Raw genomic sequence first — 18086 nt, 5'->3', positions numbered from 1 at the left:
TGATAATAATGAAATAAAGTTATTATTTCTGAAAAAACTCGAGAAATAGTATTAAAATTTTCCAAATAATAAAAGAATTATATAAGATTTTCATATTTGTGAAGAGTCTGACAAAATAAATTGACTTTATTTTGTCAATACTGTATTATTATTTTCGGTTAGTTGTTTTATTTTTAAGTAATGGTGTTAGAAAACATTCGCATTTATTCTATATTAATATTGCTTATGTTTTTTTAAATACAAAATAATAAACTACTAGGGAGGAATTAAAATGGAAAACACAAAAGTGAGAAGACCATTTGGCTTTTATGTATGCTCACTTGCTTTCACCTTTGAAAGATTTGCATTCTATTCAGCAAAATGGTTACTAACTGTATTCGTAGTTGCCAGCATAGCAGATGGTGGACTAGGGCTTACTCCTGCAGATGGTGCAAAGATGTCTGCTAACTTAATTGCATTTACTTATCTTGCGCCACTTATAGGATCTGTTATATCAGACCGTTTCGTAGGAGCAAGATATCTAGCACCTGTTGGAATGGTATTGATGGGTGTAGGTTATTTAATAGGAGCTAATGCAACAAGTGCTGCTATGATTAATCTAATGATAGTAATAGTATCTATCGGTACTGGATTATTCAAACCTCAGACAAATGCTATCACAGGTAGACTTTTTAAGAACAAAGATCAATTGGACTCAGCATTCTCTACTCAGTACTCATTCGTTAATGTTGGTTCATTTATTGGAACTACAATTATTGGTGTAATTACTCATGTTCAAGGATATTCATTCAGTTTTACAATTTGTGGAATCATGATGTTTGTTGGTGCAGTTTGGTTTATATTTGGATGGAGATTCTTAGGAGAAGCTGGTAAGAAGCCATTTAAGTATGACGAAAATGAAGTAGGAGTTGAAAAAGTTGAAGAAAAGAAAGAAGAAAAGAAACCACTTACTACAATCGAAAAGAAAAGAGTTGCAGCTATTGTATTAGTATCTTTCTTTTCTGTTATATTCTGGGTATTCTGGTACTTAGCTTATATGCCAGTATATTTTTACTGGGGCGCTGATGGTGGAGCAGCTCCTAATGCGAACTGGATGATAGGTAATTTTGAAGTTCCAACTATTTGGTTTGACTCTTTAAATGCTTTAATATGTATTACATTAGGGCCAATACTTGGTAAATTATGGACTAAATTAGCTGCTAGACCTCAAGGTGATTTGAGCATGTTTAAGAAAACTGCTTTAGGTATGATTACATTAGGTATATCCTATGTTATATTTGCAGCAGCTGATATTTTAAGGGGTGAAAACCTTGCACACTTAGCTTGGATTGTTGCATTTGGTATAGTGTTATCCCTTGGTGAAATGTTATTCTCGCCACTTGGAAACTCATTTATAAGTAAATTTTCACCACCTAGATTATTGTCAACTATGATGGCTGTTTGGACGTTTGCAGTATTTATTGCAGGCAAATCCTATGGATGGGTATATGAATTCACATTAAAGTTTGAATTTGTACATGTATATAGTGTAATTGCAGCCATTGCTATTGTTGCAGGAGTTATACTCTGGGCAATGGACAAAAACTTAAAAGGTTTAGTTGTAGAAGACGAAAAAGCTACAGAGTAATAATTATAATTGTTTTATATAAACATAAAACCCACAGATATCTGTGGGTTTTATGTTTATTTTTAGTATATTTTTTTATTGTTATATGATAAAGTTATGTAAAGGTTAGTTACAATTTATGTTTAAATAAAGGTGGGTAGGTTATGCTGTTTGAATTTCAGGAGGTCCTTGTTAAGGATGTTATGGACAGTAAATATATTACTTTAAAAGAAGATCATACACTTAAAGAAGCTATAAATCTTATGCTTGAGAATAATATCCAAGAAATTTTTATAGAAAATAGGAATAATAAAATACAAGGTGTTGTAACTTTAGCTGATATATCTAATGTATATGATGATTTAAGTAAAGATATCTTATTAAAGAGATTTATTGTAAATAATCTTATTACTATATCTAAAGATAATAGATTATTGGAATGTAGAGATATAATGATGGAAAATGAAATTGGAAGACTACCCGTTATGGAAGATGACAAATTGATAGGGGTAATAAGGGTAGAACAGATAAGAGATCACTTTTATATGAATTTAGAGAGGATCAGCATAATGCTACATCATATCGTGGAAAATATCCATGAGGCTTTATGCTTAATAGATAAGAATGGTAAAGTATTAATATGGAATAAAAATGCTGAAAAATTATATGATGTATCTCAAGAAGAAATAATAGGTGAAAATATACGAGATTTTTTCCCTGATGCTATAAATTCAAAGGTATTAGAAACAAAAAAAATAATGAATAACATATGTCATTCACCCAAAGCAGATTATCGAGTTATTATAAATGCTTTACCAATATTTATAAATGATAAATTTGAAGGAGTATTGACTACAGATAGGGATATAACTGAAGTTACAAACTTATTAAATGAATTAGAAAAAGCAAATGATACATTAAAATTTTTGGAAGATGAAGTGAAAAAATTTAAAAGCGATAATTTTGGAAACATAATAGGTAAAAGTCCAAAGTTGATGGAAAAAATTAAAGTTGCTAGACAGGTAGCAAAAACTGAGGTTTCAGTATTAGTAACTGGAGAAAGTGGAACTGGAAAGGAAGTATTTGCAAGAGCTATACATGACCATAGTGGAGTGAAAGGTTTATTTGTACCAGTAAATTGTAGTGCTATTCCAAGTGAATTATTTGAAAGTGAATTTTTTGGATATGATCAAGGAGCATTTACAGGAGCAAATAGAAAAGGGAAAATAGGTTTTTTTGAATTAGCTAATAATGGGACTTTGTTTTTAGATGAGATTGGTGATTTACCAATGTTTATGCAGGCTAAATTACTGAGGGTACTACAGGATAATAAATTCACTAGAGTCGGTGGAGAAAAGTTTATAAATACAAATGTCAGAATTATTTCAGCAACAAATAAAAATTTATTAGATATGGTTAAAAAAGGGACTTTTAGAGAAGATCTTTTTTATAGATTAAATGTAATAGAAATAGAACTTCCACCATTAAGAAAGCGAAGAAAAGATATAATATTGTTAGTATATAACTTTTTAAAAGAATTATCGAAAAAAAATGGTAAAAAGATACCAGAAATAAGTCCAGAGGTTTTAGATATATTAAAAAAATATAGTTGGAAAGGCAATATAAGAGAATTAAAGAATACAATAGAACATCTCTTAGTATTATCTAATGATGATATTATTCATGAAGATATGTTACCTAAGCATATATTAGAAGAGGTTGAAAAAGATATAAAGAGTGATGAAGATATTATAGAAGATAGTGAAGAAAAAATAAAACAATCTTTTGACTTAAATAAATATTTATCAAATTTAGAAATGAAATTAATTAGTAAAGCTTTAAATAAATCTTCAGGGAATAAAGCAAAGGCGGCAAAATTACTAAAAATACCAAGAAGTACTCTTCATTATAAGATAAATCAATATGATATAAAAGAATGAGACAAAAAAAGTGTCGAAAAATAGACTTAAGTCTATTTTTCGACATTTTTTTTAAAAATTTATTGTAAGGCGGTTAATCTCATGTCTTTAATAGGATTAAATTTTAAAAATGGTGTCAAAAAATTGACTATATTGATTATAAATAAATATATAGATAAAAATGATAAGTATATATTTAATATAATTATATTTTATAAAGTAGTATTAGAGCCATTTTAAAGTATTTTTTAAAAAGTTGGCATAAATATTGCGTTAATATAAGTGAATGTTTTAACAAACAAAGTTGAAGCATAAATTGAAATAGTTATTAAGTATTTTTGACTAAGGAGGTGGAAAGGGTGAATATTGAATTACTATTGAAACAACATGTGGGAGGACCTTGTAATCCAATAGTAAAAGAAGGAGAAGAAGTGAAAAAAGGACAATTAGTAGCTGAACCCAATGGATTAGGGGCAAATATACACTCAAGCGTATATGGTAAAGTTGTGGAGATTACAGAAGACAGAATTGTAATAGAGCTTGATAAAGAACAATCTGAAGAGTATGTGAGAATCAAGGATACAGATGACAATCTTGAAGCAATTAAAGAGGCAGGTATAGTTGGAGCAGGAGGAGCTGGTTTCCCAACTCATATTAAATACAATGCGGACTTAGACGGTGGATATGTTATCGCAAATGCTGCAGAGTGTGAACCAAATCTTAAACACAATATAAAGGTGATTGAAGAAAACCCTGAAATAGTCATTAGAGGAATTAAATATGTAATGGAGATTTCTAATGCTTCAAAGGGATACATTGCTATTAAGGCCAAAAACGAAAAGGCAGTTAAGGTATTAGAGAAGTTATGTGAGAGGGAAAAAGATATTGAAGTTAAATTCTTACCAAATATGTATCCTGCGGGAGATGAGAGGGTAATAGTTAGGGAATTGTTAGGAGTAGAATTAAAGCCTGGACAATTACCACTAGAGGCAAAGTCTATCATCTCTAATGTGGAGACATTAAAAAATGTGGTGTTAGCAATAGAAGAGAGGAAACCTGTTATAACTAAAGACATCACATTAGCAGGTAGAATCAAAGATGCCCATGATGGAAGAGTTATACTAGATGTACCTATTGGGATGCCTATAGTAAATTACATTGAAGAATGTGGTAGATATGTAGAGCCCCATGGGGAAATTGTTTTAGGAGGACCATTTACTGGAAGACATGGAGAAGAAAATACTCCAGTATCCAAAACTTTAGGTGGAATACTTGTGGGAATGCCATTTCCTAATGAAACAAGAAAAATTGGAGTTTTAGAATGTGAATGTGGTGCTCAGAAAGACAGATTAAAAGAAATAGCAGAAGGAATGGGTGGAGAAGTTGTAGCTTCTACTAGATGTAAGAGAATGACTGAAGTAGATGGTAGATATAGATGTGATTTACCAGGAATTTGCCCAGGGCAAGCTGAAAAGGTACTGTCTTTGAAAAAACAAGGAGCAGAGGTTATAATAACTGGAACTTGTGAGGATTGAACTAACACAGTTATGAATGTAGCTCCTAGGTTAGGAGTTCCGGTATATCACAGTACAGATCATGTCTTGAGAGCAACAGGACATAAACTTTATAGAAGGAAAAAAGAAGATTAATTTTTAATATATATTCAATAAAAGGAGGATACTATATGTCAATTACTAACGAGACTGCAAAGCAGCATGCTAAAGACAATGCTATAACTTGTTGTAGATTTGAAGCTGGAACAGTGGTTGAGCCTTCTAATTTAGAAGACCCAAATATAATTCCAGATTTAGAAGATTCAAGATTATTAGAGATACCAGAAAATTGCTTAAAGATAGGAGAAGTTTTAGGGGCAAAATTAACTAAAACTCTTGACGCTTTAACTCCAATAACTCCAGATGTGGTAGAGGGGTATACTTCAATGGAAGAGGAGAAAAGTGTTGATCCTGTAACTCCAGTTGAACCAGTTGCACCAATTGGAAACCTTTCAGGACAAACTGTTAAGATTCACATTGGAGAAGGAAGAGATATTAACTTAGAGATACCTCTTTCAATAGCAGGATCTATTAATCAGTCAGCAAGTAATCAAGCGATGACTACCACTTTTGAAGATAAAGCTGAAGAGAAGGCTGAAGCTCAAGAGAAGGTTTTAAGAAAACTCGTGAGAAAGCACTTCAAGATAGATAAGGTTGAATTAGCAGAAGAGACAAAAGTAGATGGTAATACTCTTTATATAAGAAAAGACGTTTGTGAAGGTGCTATAGACAGTCAAAATTTAGTTGTAGATATGAAATTAGATATCATAGATAAAGATAGATATAGTGAATATAGTGAAACTATAATGGATGTACAACCGATTGCTACTAAAGAAGAAGGAGAAATTGGTGAAGGTGTTACTAGAGTTTTAGATGGAGTAGTTGTTATTGTAACTGGTACTGATGAAGATGGAGTACAAATAGGTGAATTTGGTTCTTCAGAAGGTTCAATGGATAGAAATATTATGTGGGGAAGACCAGGATCTCCTGAAAAAGGTGAAATATTCATCAAGACTGAAGTAAAAATAAAAGCAGGTAAAGGTATGGAAAGACCAGGACCTATGGCTGCTCACGATGCCACTGATGTAATTACTCAAGAAATAAGAGAAGCTCTTAAAAAAGCAGATGAAAGTTTAGTGGTTGATTCTGAAGAATTTATTCAAAAGCGTAAGCCAGGAAGAAAGAAAGTAGTTATTATTAAAGAAATTATGGGTCAAGGAGCTATGCATGATAATTATATTATGCCTACTGAACCAATTGGAACTATAGGAGCTAAAGCTAATGTGGATCTTGGAAATGTTCCGGTAGTTACATCTCCATTACAAGTATTAGATGGATGTATCCATGCTTTAACTTGTATAGGACCAGCATCTAAAGAAACTTCAAGACATTATTGGAGAGAACCATTAGTAATTGAAGCTATGAATGACGATGAAATAGACTTAGCAGGAGTAATCTTTGTGGGTTCACCTCAAGCTAATTCTGAAAAATTCTATGTATCTAGATTCTTAGGTATGACTATAGAAGCAATGGATGTTGATGGTGCCATTATAACAACAGAAGGATTTGGTAATAACCATGTTGATTTTGCAAGCCATATCGAGCAAGTTGGCATGAGAGGAGTACCAGTAGTAGGTGTGACTTATTCAGCAGTACAAGGACAGCTTGTAGTTGGTAATGAGTACATGGATGCTATGATTGACAATAATAAATCAAGTCAAGGTATAGAAAATGAAATACTTTCAAATAACTGTCTTGCACCAGAAGATGCTATAAGAGCTGTTGCTATGCTTAAGGCTAAAATAGCTGGAGAAGATATAAAGGAACCTGAAAGAAAATGGAATCCAAATGTTAAGTTAAACAATGTAGAATTAATAGAGAAGGAAACTGGAAGAAAGATTGAATTAGAAGAAAATGAGCAGTCCCTTCCAAAGAGTAAAAAGAGAAGAGAAATATACGAAGTAGAAAATGATTAATAAATAATTATAGGTTAGGAGATATCCAAATGGATAAATTAAAATATATCTCTACAGAAAGTTATTATGAAGGAATAATTATTGAAGTAACAGATGCAGCGGTAGTGATAGATTTTAAAGGTAGACTAGGACAATTAAAAGTACCTAGAAGAATGGTTATTAGTAATAATGATTTAAAGGTAGGTCAACAAGTTGGATTTTTAATGACTTTCCCTGAAGTCATAAGTGAAGAAATTGACGAAGACTATGCTGAAAGTGCCAAAAGACAACTTGAAGCAAGAAGAAAAGCAGAAAAAAGAAATGAAAAATAGTAAAAATTTTGAAGGAGGTAAATCAATGAGTTTAACAGTTGTAAAAGGATTACAGTCTGAAATATTTGTTCCAATTACACCTCTAGTAGTATGGACTCCTGTCGAAAAACCACTAAGTGAAATGAGAGTTGCATTAGCTACTGCTGCTGGGGTGCATTTAAAATCAGATAAAAGATTTAACTTAGCAGGAGACACTTCATTTAGAATGATACCAGGAGATGTTGATAGTAAAGAATTAATGGTATCCCACGGAGGATATGACAATGGAGATGTTAATAAGGATATTAATTGTATGTTCCCAATAGATAGAATGAAAGAATTAGCTGAAGAGGGATATATTAAAGAACTTGCACCTATAAACTTTGGTTTTATGGGAGGCGGTGGAGATGTTTCTGTATTTACTGAAGAAACAGGTCCAGAAATAGCTAGACAATTAAAAGAAGAGGGAGTAGACGCAGTACTTCTAACTGCTGGCTGAGGTACTTGCCACCGCTCTGCCGTGATTGTGCAGAGAGCGATTGAGGAAGCTGGAATTGCAACAATAATAATTGCAGCCCTTCCTCCAGTAGTACGTCAAAATGGTGCTCCAAGGGTTGTTGCACCATTGGTACCAATGGGAGCAAATGCTGGAGAACCAAATAATCCAGAAATGCAAACAGCTATAGTAAAGGATACTTTGGCTCAATTAGTTGAAATTCAAACACCTGGAAGAATAGTTAATCTTCCATATGAATATATAGCTGAAGTGTAAAATATAACTTGTCTCCAGTATACTGGGGACAAGTTATAAAATTTAAACTTATTACAGTAGTCTTGAGTTAGGGTTAAAAGAAGGTGAAAGTGTGGATGGAGAAAAACTATTGAGGAGACTTGTAATTAAGTGTTTTCATATTAATAAGGTAGAGTTTGGTTCAAAAAACTCAATTAATGATAATAAGCTCACTATAGATAGGAATGTATTAGGTGAACTGGTTGAATCAGAAGATTTGATAGACAGAATAGAAATTGACATAATCAAACCAAGACAACATGACAAGTTTGTAAACAGTATTATGGATATAATACCTATATCAACGAAAGTATTGGGAAGAATAGGAGACGGAGTCACCCATACTTTAACTGGTGTATATGTGATGCTTACCGGGATAGATGCAGAGGGAAAACAAATGGCTGAATTTGGTTCATCAGAGGGAATACTAGAGGAACAGATGGTATTTGGAAGGGCTGGCACCCCTTCAAAGGAAGATTATATTATTCATGTTGATGTGACTTTAAGAGCAGGAATTCCTTTTGAGAGAAAGCTTCCATTAGCAGCTCATACAGTATGCGATAAGTTTATTCAAGATTTTAGAGAGATCCTCAGAGAAATAGATGGCAGAAGTGCCAGTGAATCACATGAGTACTATGACAAGATGAGACCGGGAAAGAAAAAGGTAGTAATCGTTAAACAGATAGCAGGACAGGGAGCTATGAGTGATAATATTATATTAGCAGATGATCCCAGTGGCTTTGCTGGTGGGAAGTCTATTATAGATATAGGTAATGTACCGATGATATTATCTCCAAATGAATACAGAGATGGCGCTTTAAGAGCGATGACTTAAATTTTAGGATGGTGATAAAAATGGGTATAGGTCCATCTACTAAAGAAACTACACTACATCATTTTAGAGACCCATTGTTAGATGTTGTTTCACAGGATGATGATATAGATCTTTTAGGAGTAGTAGTAGTAGGCACGCCTCAAGATAATGTAAGTAAGTATTTTGTAGGACAGAGATTAGCTCAATGGATGGAGTCAATGAGAGCCGATGGAGTTATTATATCTGTAGATAGTTGGGGCAATTCTCATGTGGACTATGCAAATACTATAGAAGAAATTGGAAAGAAAAACATACCAGTTGTAGGATTGAGTTTTATAGGAAATCAAGCAAAATTTGTAGTATCGAATAAATATATGGACACAATAGTAGATTTTAATAAATCTAAAAAAGGGATAGAAACAGAAGTTGTAGGTGAAAATAACGTAAATCGTTTAGATTCTAAGAAAGCGTTAGCCTTTTTAAAATTAAAGATGCAAAAAAAGGAGGACTAAGTAATGAAGTTTATAAGAAGTATTAATGCTATTGATTCCCATACAATGGGTGAACCTACAAGAATTGTAGTTGGTGGAATACCTAAAGTTCCAGGAAAAACAATGGCAGAAAAAAAAGAGTATTTACAAAATGAACTGGATCATTTAAGAACATCATTGATGTTAGAGCCAAGGGGACATAGGGATATGTTTGGTTCAATATTAACTTCACCAACAAATGATGAGGCTGACTTTGGAATAGTATTTATGGATGGTGGCGGATACTTAAATATGTGTGGTCATGGTTCAATAGGTGCTATGACAGTAGCAGTAGAAAGTGGAATAGTTGAAGCAAAGGAGCCATTTACTGAAATAACAATGGACACACCAGCAGGTATTGTAACAGGTAAGGTTAAAGTGGAGAATGGAAAGGCTAAGGAAGTTTCTGTTGTTAATGTGCCGGCATTCCACTATAAGAAGGATGTTGAGATTGAAGTTCCAGAAATCGGTACTATTAAATTAGATATATCCTTTGGTGGTAGTTTCTTTGCAATAGTTAATGTAAATGAATTAGGTTTAAAGGTAGAATCTAAATATAGTCAAGAATTATTAAAAATTGGTTTAAAGATTAGGGACATAATCAATGAAACAATAGAAATTAAACACCCTGAATTAAGCCATATAAATACTGTTGATTTAGTTGAGATATATGATGAGCCTACTCATCCAGAGGCTGATTATAAAAATGTAGTTATATTTGGACAAGGTCAAGTGGACAGGTCTCCTTGTGGAACAGGTACTTCTGCAAAATTAGCTACATTACACTCTAAAGGTGAACTTAAGGAAAATGAAATTTTCACTTATGAAAGTATCACGGGGACTTTATTCAAAGGTAAAATAGTTGGAACTACAAAGGTAGGAGATTTTGATGCTATAATACCTGAGATTACTGGTTCTGCATATATTACAGGGTTAAACCAATATGTAATAGATGAAGATGATCCAGTTAAGTATGGATTTACATTATAAAAAATGCAAGTTAGTTTTTGTTACATGATTTTGTATATTTTTTAACATTTTACTATAAAAGTGAATTACAATTTCATCTAAAATTGCAGTTCACTTTTATAATATTAGATACATTTTGAATATTCAAACAAAAATAAAAATAGATTTAAAAAACATAGGAGGGTTAAGATGGTAGGTGCTATTACAGGAGTTTTAGGAGCATTTGCAGTATGGTTTGCTATTATATTTGGAAAGGATTTAGTCCAGAATAAGGAAAATTTTGAAGATAATTCATGGATAAAGGTATCTACAATAGGATTTCTTACTAACTTTTTTGATACATTAGGTATAGGAAGTTTTGCACCGACAACTGCATTATTAAGAGGATTTAAACAAGTAAAAGATAGGGTAATACCTGGAACTTTGAATGTTAGTTGTTCATTACCAGTTATTGCAGAAGCTTTTATATTTATAACTGTAATAAATGTAGATATTGTAACATTGATCGCTATGCTTGCAGCAGCAACAATAGGTGCTTGGGTAGGAGCTGGAGTAGTATCTAAACTTCCAGAGAAGAAAGTACAATTAATAATGGGAATTGCATTATTAATAACGGCTTTTCTAATGGCAGCAGGAGAATTTGGTTGGATGCCTGGTGGTGGTGTTGCATTAAATGAAACTTTTGAGGGAGTAAGAGATAATTTAGTATATAGAAATATGGAAGTTGATGGACAAATGGTTGGAGTACCAGTAGGAGTAAGTGGCACAAAATTAGTTATAGCTATAATAGTTAACTTTGTATTAGGAGCTCTTATGACTGCTGGTATAGGTCTATATGCACCTTGTATGGCTCTTGTGTATTTATTAGGAATGTCACCAAGGGTTGCATTTCCAATTATGATGGGTTCTTGTGCATTCTTAATGCCAGTTGCTTCAGTTAAATTTATAAAAGAAGGAGCTTATAATAGAAAAGCTGCATTGGGAATTACACTAGGTGGTTTAGTTGGAGTATTTATTGCAGCTTATATTGTTAAATCTTTACCGTTACAGATATTAACTTACCTAGTGATTTTGGTTGTGCTTTATACTTCAATTACAATGTTTAGATCAGCATTTAAAAATCAAGATGAGAACTATATACCAGAATATGAAGATTAATGATACATGGTATAAGGTATACTGATTTCGTAATGAAATTGGTATGCCTTTTTTATAGAGGAAATTGAGGACCTAGACTTTAATATTTGTTAATTTTTTATGAATATATAGTGTGATATAATATATAATGTATTTAGTATATAAAGGGGGTTATTTTAATGACTGCAACTGAAAATTTAATGAAATTACGCACATTGATGGAGAAAAAAGGTATTGATATATATGTGGTTCCTACCGCAGATTTCCATCAAAGTGAATATGTTGGAGAACATTTTAAAGCAAGAAAGTTCATTACTGGATTTTCAGGTTCTGCTGGAACGGCAGTAATCACAAAAAATGAGGCATATCTTTGGACAGATGGAAGATATTTTATTCAGGCTGCAAAACAATTGGAAGGTTCTACAATTGGATTGATGAAAATGGGAGAACCAGGAGTTCCTACTATAGAAGAATATCTTTCTGAAGTAGTTTCTACAGATGTAACATTAGGTTTTGATGGACGTGTTGTTGCCATGGGAGAAGGACAAAGATATGAAGCCATTATAAATGAGAAAAATGGAAAAATTGTTTATGACTATGATTTAATTGATGAAATTTGGGAAGATCGTCCAGTGCTTTCTGAAGAATCTGTTTTTTCATTGGATTTAAAATATACTGGGGAAACGGTTTCTAGTAAGTTAGAGCGTATTCGTGAAGCTATGAAAGAAAATGGTGCCACTACTCATGTATTAACAACATTAGATGATATTTGCTGGACTTTAAATATTCGTGGAAATGATATCGAATTTTTCCCACTTGTATTATCCTATGCGATCATTAAAATGGATAAGGTGGACTTATATATAAATGAAGCAAAATTAAGTGATGAAATTAGATCTGATCTTGCAAAAGATGGTGTTGTATTTCATCCTTATAATGATATATATGAAGATATTAAAGGAACTAGTAAAGAAGAAGTTCTTTTAATTGATTCAGATAAATTGAATTATGCTCTTTATAATAATATTCCAGAGGAAGTTAAAAAGGTAGAAAAGAGAAATCCAGAAGTACTATTTAAAGCAATGAAAAATCCAGTTGAGGTTGAAAATATTCGTAAAGCACAGATTAAAGATAGTGTGGCACATGTGAAATTTATGAAATGGTTAAAAGAGAATGTTGGAAATATATCAATTACAGAAATGAGTGCATCTGATAAATTGAATGAGTTCCGTAAAGAACAAGGAAACTTTATACGTCCTAGTTTTGAGCCGATTTGTTCTTTTGGAGAACATGCAGCAATTGTTCACTATTCATCTTCTCCAGAAACAGATGTAGAATTACGTGAAGGGGCTTTATTCTTAACAGACACAGGTGCCGGATTCTATGAAGGTTCTACAGACATTACCAGAACATATGCTTTAGGAGATATTCCACAGAAAATAAAAGATCATTTTACACTGGTAGCAATTAGTAATATGCAGCTTACAAATGCGAAATTTTTACATGGAGTTACAGGTATGAATCTTGACTATATTGCAAGAAAACCATTTTGGGATAGAGGATTGAACTTTAATCATGGAACGGGACATGGTGTAGGTTATCTTCTAAATATACATGAGGGTCCAACAGGTTTCCGTTGGCAGTATCGTGCAAATGAAATTCATCCTTTTGAAGAAGATATGATTATTACAAACGAACCAGGTATTTATATCGAGGGATCTCATGGAATTCGTTTAGAAAATGAGCTTCTTGTTCATAAGGGAGATAAGAATGAATATGGACAGTTTATGTATTTTGAGCCAATTACATATATCCCTATGGATTTAGATGCAATAAATCCAGATATCATGTCTGATGAAGATAAAAAGTTATTAAACGATTATCATAAGACTGTATTTGAAAAGATTTCCCCATATTTAGATGAAGAAGAAGTAGAGTGGTTAAAAAAATATACAAGGGAGATTTAATGGTTAAGGCCTTAAGAAAAACTCCTTGTCCTATATAATATAGGACAAGGAGCTTTTCTTAAATGAGTCCGGTTTTTCGTGTATAATTTAAATATGCCAATAAATAAACTAACACACAAAAATTATACCAGTAACATTAATGAAATACAACTTGTTTTACCTATCAATATAAAAGTTTTAATTATCTATTAAATTTTACTTCTTCGTATTCATTCTCTAAATATCTAGACAAAGAATAAATTAAATCTGATAACCTATTTATATACTTCAATAAATGTTCATTTACATCTATTTCTCTTGCTAATGTTATTATTCTACGCTCTGCCCTTCTACATATAGTACGACTCACATGCATATACCCTGCAGCCTTTCCTGAACCAGGTATAACAAAATGATCTGGTGTCTTAATTAAATCTAAATATTCATCAATTTTGTTCTCTAAAAATTTAACATCCTCTTTAGTAATTTGAAATTTTAATTTAGCTTTATCTTCTGTAGCTAATTCTGCTGCTACATCAAATAATTTTCTTTGAATATTGTGTATTAAATCATACATTTTTTTATCATCAATAAAATTTTTAGCTAATCCTAAAGTAGAATTTAATTCATCAATTGTCCCATAACTTTCAACTCTTGCACTATCTTTGAATACTCTTTTACTATCATAGAGACTAGTTTTGCCTTTATCTCCAGTTCTTGTATACACCCTCATACTAAACACCTCCTAATAATATTCATTTTATACCCATTAAAAAATATCTAAAATCATTTTTAAGATATACTTTACTAATTTATTTTTTCCCATTATATTTATTTTAGAATTAAATTTTAATTTTTTATATCTCAAATATATTTATAATATAAATAAAATTCTTTATATGTTATAATTGTTATATTGAATACGCATATTGATTTAAGGCATATTATCCGAGGGGGTAATAAGATGAGTAATAGTGCAGAAATGGTTTTAAATAAAGAAGAACAAATACATGATAAATTGTCTCATGATATATTAGATGGTATGGCTGATTGGGTTAGGGTTATAGATAAAAATGGAATAGTTATATATGAAAATGAGACTATGCGAAAAGAAATAGGATTTAACTCTTTAGGAAAATCATGTCATTTTTCTCTAGGAAAATCATGTCCATGTAAAAAATGTATAACTGAAACTGCTTTTGCTACTGGAGCTATATCTGAGAAAGAGCAAGTTATTAGAGATAGAGTGTTTTCTATAAAGAGTTCTCCTGTAAAGGATTCTAATGGAGAGATATATGCTGTTGTGGAAGTTTTTAGAGATGTTACTAGAGAAAAAAATCTTGAAAAAGAAGTATTAAAAAGAAATAAAAAAATGAATAAAGATCTCAAATATTCTAGGGCAATACAAAAAAAGATGTTGCCTGCTAAAGGAAATTATGGATCTGTGTCTATAGATTATATATATAAACCATCAGAAGTATTAAGTGGAGATATGTTTGATATATTTAATATAGATAATAGATATACTGGAATATATATAAGTGATGTGGTAGGTCATGGGGTTTCTGCTTCAATTTTAACTATGTTTGTGAGACAAACTATGAAAGCTATAATGGATACTACAACTAAACCATCAAAAGTATTGTCTGAGTTACATCAGAGTTTCTTAGATTTAAATTTTGATGATGATAAATATTTTACAATGATATATGGAGTATTGGATAATAAATATAAAACATTTACTTACGCCAATGCTGGACATAATAGTTTACCTTTATTAATAAACAAAAAAGGAGTTCAAATTTTAGAGAACTCTGGATATCCTATATGTTATTTATTTGATAATATAGAATATGAAGAAAAAACCATAGAGGTAAAGAAAAATGATAAATTACTTTTCTATACTGATGGAATTATAGAACTTAGAAATAGATTTGGAGAAGAATTTGGAATAGATAGATTAAAAAATAGTATAGAAGATAAAAAAGGTAATCTTATTGATCATATTCAAGATGCAATGGATGAGTTTCATTATGATGCACCTCAAGATGATATAGCTTTATTAAATGTAAAAATAAATTAAGAAAATTCTTGACATATAATGTATTTATTATTATAATTTAGTTTAAATATAAAAACTAATATATTTGAAAAAGATTATGATGGGAAGAGTAATTATAAGAACTTATATTAGCGAGTCGGTTATAGTGAAAGTCCGATATAATACTTATAATGAAGAACATCCTTGAATTTCTAACTGAAATCTTTTTAAGAGAGTAGGCTTAGACGGAGCCAAACCGTTATAGATTGGGCAGTATCGAAATTTATATATATTTCTGTACTGATAAAGTGGGTTTTATACCAACTGGAGTGGTACCGCGAAAGTTAAGTCTTTCGTCTCTATATTTAATAGAGATGATAGACTTTTTTTATTTTAAAAATATAGGAGGAAGGGATAAAAATGTTAAAAAGATTAATAATACCCAAAGATTATAGTTCGATATTAGATTTGAGAGAAACAGAAATAGGAATTAAGAAGACGAAGGATTTTTTTGAAAAGAAATTGGCAGAAAGATTAAATTTAGCAAGAGTTTCTGCTCCTTTATTTGTGAGAAAAGAGTCAGGATTAAATGATAATTTAAATGGTGTAGAAAGACCTGTATCATTTGATATAAAATGTGATAAAGGTGTAAGAGTAGAAATTGTACATTCTCTAGCTAAATGGAAACGAATGGCTTTGAAGCGATATGACTTTAAAGTAGGAGAAGGAATTTATACAGATATGAATGCAATAAGAAGAGATGAGGACTTTGATAATGCTCATTCTATTTATGTAGATCAATGGGATTGGGAGAAAATAATTAGTAAAGAAGACAGAAATAAGAAGACATTAAAGGAAATAGTTAAAGAAATATATCAAGTATTTAAGGATACAGAAGATTATCTATATGAGTCATATAATAAATTATCAAAATTTTTACCAGAAGAGATTTTCTTTATTACTTCTCAAGAATTAGAAGATAAATATCCTGATTTATCTTCTAAAGAAAGGGAAAATGCTATCGCAAAAGAAAAGGGTGCTGTATTTATAATGGAAATAGGAGATATATTGGCTTCAGGAGAACCCCATGATGGAAGGGCACCTGATTATGATGATTGGAATTTAAATGGAGACATTATATTTTGGTATCCTGTTCTTGAAAGAGCATTAGAACTTTCTTCCATGGGAATTAGAGTAGATAAAATGGCTTTAGAAAAACAATTAAAGGCTAGACAGTGTGAAGAGAAAAAGAAATTAGAATATCATAGATTATTATTGGAGAATAAACTTCCTTATACAATTGGAGGGGGAATTGGACAATCAAGATTATGCATGTTCTTTTTAAGGAAAGCACATATAGGTGAAGTTCAGTCTTCTATATGGCCTAAGGAAATGATTGATATATGCGAAAAATCAAATATTATATTATTATAAGTATTATTTAAATAAAGTAGAAAATAAAGAAGAATTGTATTGACAACTTATAGAAATCTCTGTAATATATTTACATGCTAAAGAATAGAGAAGAGGTCTGTAAATGAAAATCATATCATTTAATCCATTTAGAACTATAGGTATGAAAGATATAACTTATATAAAGCCAGAAAATATGTTTAAGGAGATAGATAAGATTAAGGAAGCTGATTACATTTTGTTTCCTGAGTATTGGCAGGTGAATTCCTTAGTATATGGACTTAAGAAAAAAATATTTCCTAATATAAATACTTTTCATTTAGGTCATGATAAAGTAGAGATGACAAGAGCTTTAATTGCAACATATCCTGAGAATACACCTTATACAAAAATTATGGGCAAAAATAGTTCAACCACTGATATTGTTGAAGAAGAATTTGGATATCCTGTAGTTGCTAAAGAAATAAAAAATTCTATGGGACAGGGAGTATTTTTGATAAGAAATAGAAGTGATTTAAATAGATATTTAGAAAAAAATGATATTATATATATACAAGAATATTTACCAATAGATAGAGATTTAAGAATTGTTTATATAGGAAATAATGTTATATCTGCATATTGGAGAATTGCTGCAGAAGGTAAATTTCATAATAATATAGCTCAAGGTGGCAGTTATTCTTTTGAAAATATACCATTACCAGCTGTAGATTTAATAGATAGGGTAGCAAAAACTTTAGGAATAAACCATGCAGGTTTTGATGTAGTTGAAGTTGATGGGAAATATTATATATTGGAATTTAATGTGTTGTTTGGAAATGAAGGATTAAAATATTTAGGTATTAAACCAGAAGAATATACATACAATTATATAGTTGAAGATACGGACCCTGATAAGCCAACATATCCAGGTGTAGGTAAAAAAGTCATTTCATAATGAAATGACTTTTTTATTGTCTAGGAAAGTTAATTTAACAAAAGTTTTAGACTATTGATAAATACAAGGGTTAGTAGTTAGAGAAAATATTGGAAGACAATAAAAAAAGAGGGGTTGTAGGGGATGGAATCCCCTGCCGTATTAGAAGGGTGCTCAGGTGCACGT

General features: G+C 31.1%; 16 protein-coding genes and 1 other annotated feature. Of the genes, 15 read left to right on the top strand and 1 reads right to left on the bottom strand.

Annotation, left to right across the window (positions count from 1 at the left end):
* Positions 1-271 precede the first annotated feature (271 nt).
* The 12 genes from GOQ29_RS11990 to GOQ29_RS11940 all read left to right on the top strand — a co-directional run bounded on the left by GOQ29_RS11990 (position 272) and on the right by GOQ29_RS11940 (position 13551).
* A complete protein-coding gene (locus GOQ29_RS11990) occupies positions 272-1627 on the top strand; it encodes a peptide MFS transporter (RefSeq protein ID WP_203372901.1) in 1356 nt (451 codons plus the stop codon).
* A 143-nt stretch (positions 1628-1770) separates the two neighbouring features.
* Positions 1771-3546, top strand: coding sequence for a sigma-54 dependent transcriptional regulator PrdR (prdR, locus tag GOQ29_RS11985; RefSeq protein ID WP_203372900.1), 1776 nt, complete (start codon positions 1771-1773; stop codon positions 3544-3546).
* Between the two features lie 338 nt (positions 3547-3884).
* Positions 3885-5174, top strand: a complete 1290-nt coding sequence (gene prdC, locus GOQ29_RS11980) for a proline reductase-associated electron transfer protein PrdC (RefSeq protein ID WP_350446021.1) — start codon at positions 3885-3887, stop codon at positions 5172-5174.
* A 35-nt stretch (positions 5175-5209) separates the two neighbouring features.
* Positions 5210-7054 (top strand): D-proline reductase (dithiol) proprotein PrdA, encoded by a 1845-nt coding sequence (gene prdA, locus GOQ29_RS11975; RefSeq protein ID WP_203372898.1) that lies wholly within the window; start codon positions 5210-5212, stop codon positions 7052-7054.
* Positions 7055-7083: 29 nt separating this feature from the next.
* The gene (locus GOQ29_RS11970) at positions 7084-7365 is read left to right on the top strand and encodes a CBO2463/CBO2479 domain-containing protein (RefSeq protein WP_203372897.1); all 282 of its coding nucleotides are present in this window, start codon (positions 7084-7086) and stop codon (positions 7363-7365) included.
* Positions 7366-7390: 25 nt separating this feature from the next.
* Positions 7391-7843 carry a glycine/sarcosine/betaine reductase selenoprotein B family protein gene (locus GOQ29_RS15250; protein WP_484477088.1) on the top strand — a complete coding sequence of 151 codons (453 nt, stop codon included), beginning with the start codon at positions 7391-7393 and terminating at the stop codon, positions 7841-7843.
* A gap of 27 nt (positions 7844-7870) precedes the next feature.
* Positions 7871-8116, top strand: coding sequence for a hypothetical protein (locus tag GOQ29_RS15245; protein WP_484477087.1), 246 nt, complete (start codon positions 7871-7873; stop codon positions 8114-8116).
* A gap of 91 nt (positions 8117-8207) precedes the next feature.
* Entirely contained in the window at positions 8208-8969 is a 762-nt protein-coding gene (gene prdD, locus GOQ29_RS11960) for a proline reductase cluster protein PrdD (RefSeq protein WP_203372895.1), read from the top strand.
* Between the two features lie 20 nt (positions 8970-8989).
* A complete protein-coding gene (locus GOQ29_RS11955; RefSeq protein WP_203372894.1) occupies positions 8990-9460 on the top strand; it encodes a glycine/sarcosine/betaine reductase component B subunit in 471 nt (156 codons plus the stop codon).
* Positions 9461-9463: 3 nt separating this feature from the next.
* Positions 9464-10468: a proline racemase gene (locus GOQ29_RS11950; RefSeq protein ID WP_203372893.1), complete on the top strand. Its 1005-nt coding sequence runs from the start codon at positions 9464-9466 to the stop codon at positions 10466-10468.
* A gap of 168 nt (positions 10469-10636) precedes the next feature.
* Positions 10637-11605 (top strand): sulfite exporter TauE/SafE family protein, encoded by a 969-nt coding sequence (locus GOQ29_RS11945; protein WP_203372892.1) that lies wholly within the window; start codon positions 10637-10639, stop codon positions 11603-11605.
* Between the two features lie 158 nt (positions 11606-11763).
* Entirely contained in the window at positions 11764-13551 is a 1788-nt protein-coding gene (locus GOQ29_RS11940) for an aminopeptidase P family N-terminal domain-containing protein (protein ID WP_203372891.1), read from the top strand.
* 181 nt (positions 13552-13732) lie between these two features.
* On the opposite strand, the gene GOQ29_RS11935 is transcribed toward GOQ29_RS11940, so the two are convergent.
* A complete protein-coding gene (locus tag GOQ29_RS11935; RefSeq protein ID WP_203372890.1) occupies positions 13733-14263 on the bottom strand; it encodes a cob(I)yrinic acid a,c-diamide adenosyltransferase in 531 nt (176 codons plus the stop codon).
* Between the two features lie 231 nt (positions 14264-14494).
* On the opposite strand from GOQ29_RS11935, the gene GOQ29_RS11930 reads away from it, so the two are divergent.
* The 3 genes from GOQ29_RS11930 to GOQ29_RS11920 all read left to right on the top strand — a co-directional run bounded on the left by GOQ29_RS11930 (position 14495) and on the right by GOQ29_RS11920 (position 17921).
* Complete coding sequence (locus GOQ29_RS11930) at positions 14495-15613, top strand: SpoIIE family protein phosphatase (protein WP_203372889.1); 1119 nt, start codon at positions 14495-14497, stop codon at positions 15611-15613.
* Positions 15614-15680: 67 nt separating this feature from the next.
* Positions 15681-15935, top strand: a binding site (T-box leader).
* A gap of 56 nt (positions 15936-15991) precedes the next feature.
* The gene (gene asnA / locus GOQ29_RS11925; RefSeq protein ID WP_203372888.1) at positions 15992-17005 is read left to right on the top strand and encodes an aspartate--ammonia ligase; all 1014 of its coding nucleotides are present in this window, start codon (positions 15992-15994) and stop codon (positions 17003-17005) included.
* A 103-nt stretch (positions 17006-17108) separates the two neighbouring features.
* Positions 17109-17921 (top strand): ATP-grasp domain-containing protein, encoded by an 813-nt coding sequence (locus GOQ29_RS11920; protein WP_203372887.1) that lies wholly within the window; start codon positions 17109-17111, stop codon positions 17919-17921.
* The last annotated feature ends 165 nt before the right edge of the window (positions 17922-18086 follow it).

Source organism: Anaeromonas gelatinilytica (assembly GCF_016820635.1).
Classification (GTDB): Bacteria; Bacillota; Clostridia; order Tissierellales; family SIT17; genus Anaeromonas; species Anaeromonas gelatinilytica.
The sequence above is the reverse complement of the archived record's forward strand: the minus strand, read 5'-3'. Positions and strand labels throughout refer to the sequence as shown.

Excerpts from the sequence above, each read along its gene's own strand:
- GOQ29_RS11920 (WP_203372887.1), top strand. The coding sequence starts at position 17,109 with ATGAAAATCATATCATTTAATCCATTTAGAACTATAGGTATGAAAGAT.
- asnA (WP_203372888.1), top strand. The coding sequence starts at position 15,992 with ATGTTAAAAAGATTAATAATACCCAAAGATTATAGTTCGATATTAGAT.
- prdA (WP_203372898.1), top strand. The coding sequence starts at position 5,210 with ATGTCAATTACTAACGAGACTGCAAAGCAGCATGCTAAAGACAATGCT.
- GOQ29_RS11945 (WP_203372892.1), top strand. The coding sequence starts at position 10,637 with ATGGTAGGTGCTATTACAGGAGTTTTAGGAGCATTTGCAGTATGGTTT.
- GOQ29_RS11930 (WP_203372889.1), top strand. The coding sequence starts at position 14,495 with ATGAGTAATAGTGCAGAAATGGTTTTAAATAAAGAAGAACAAATACAT.
- GOQ29_RS11935 (WP_203372890.1), bottom strand. The coding sequence starts at position 14,263 with ATGAGGGTGTATACAAGAACTGGAGATAAAGGCAAAACTAGTCTCTAT.
- GOQ29_RS15250 (WP_484477088.1), top strand. The coding sequence starts at position 7,391 with ATGAGTTTAACAGTTGTAAAAGGATTACAGTCTGAAATATTTGTTCCA.
- GOQ29_RS11970 (WP_203372897.1), top strand. The coding sequence starts at position 7,084 with ATGGATAAATTAAAATATATCTCTACAGAAAGTTATTATGAAGGAATA.
- GOQ29_RS11950 (WP_203372893.1), top strand. The coding sequence starts at position 9,464 with ATGAAGTTTATAAGAAGTATTAATGCTATTGATTCCCATACAATGGGT.
- GOQ29_RS11940 (WP_203372891.1), top strand. The coding sequence starts at position 11,764 with ATGACTGCAACTGAAAATTTAATGAAATTACGCACATTGATGGAGAAA.
- prdR (WP_203372900.1), top strand. The coding sequence starts at position 1,771 with ATGCTGTTTGAATTTCAGGAGGTCCTTGTTAAGGATGTTATGGACAGT.
- GOQ29_RS11955 (WP_203372894.1), top strand. The coding sequence starts at position 8,990 with ATGGGTATAGGTCCATCTACTAAAGAAACTACACTACATCATTTTAGA.
- GOQ29_RS11990 (WP_203372901.1), top strand. The coding sequence starts at position 272 with ATGGAAAACACAAAAGTGAGAAGACCATTTGGCTTTTATGTATGCTCA.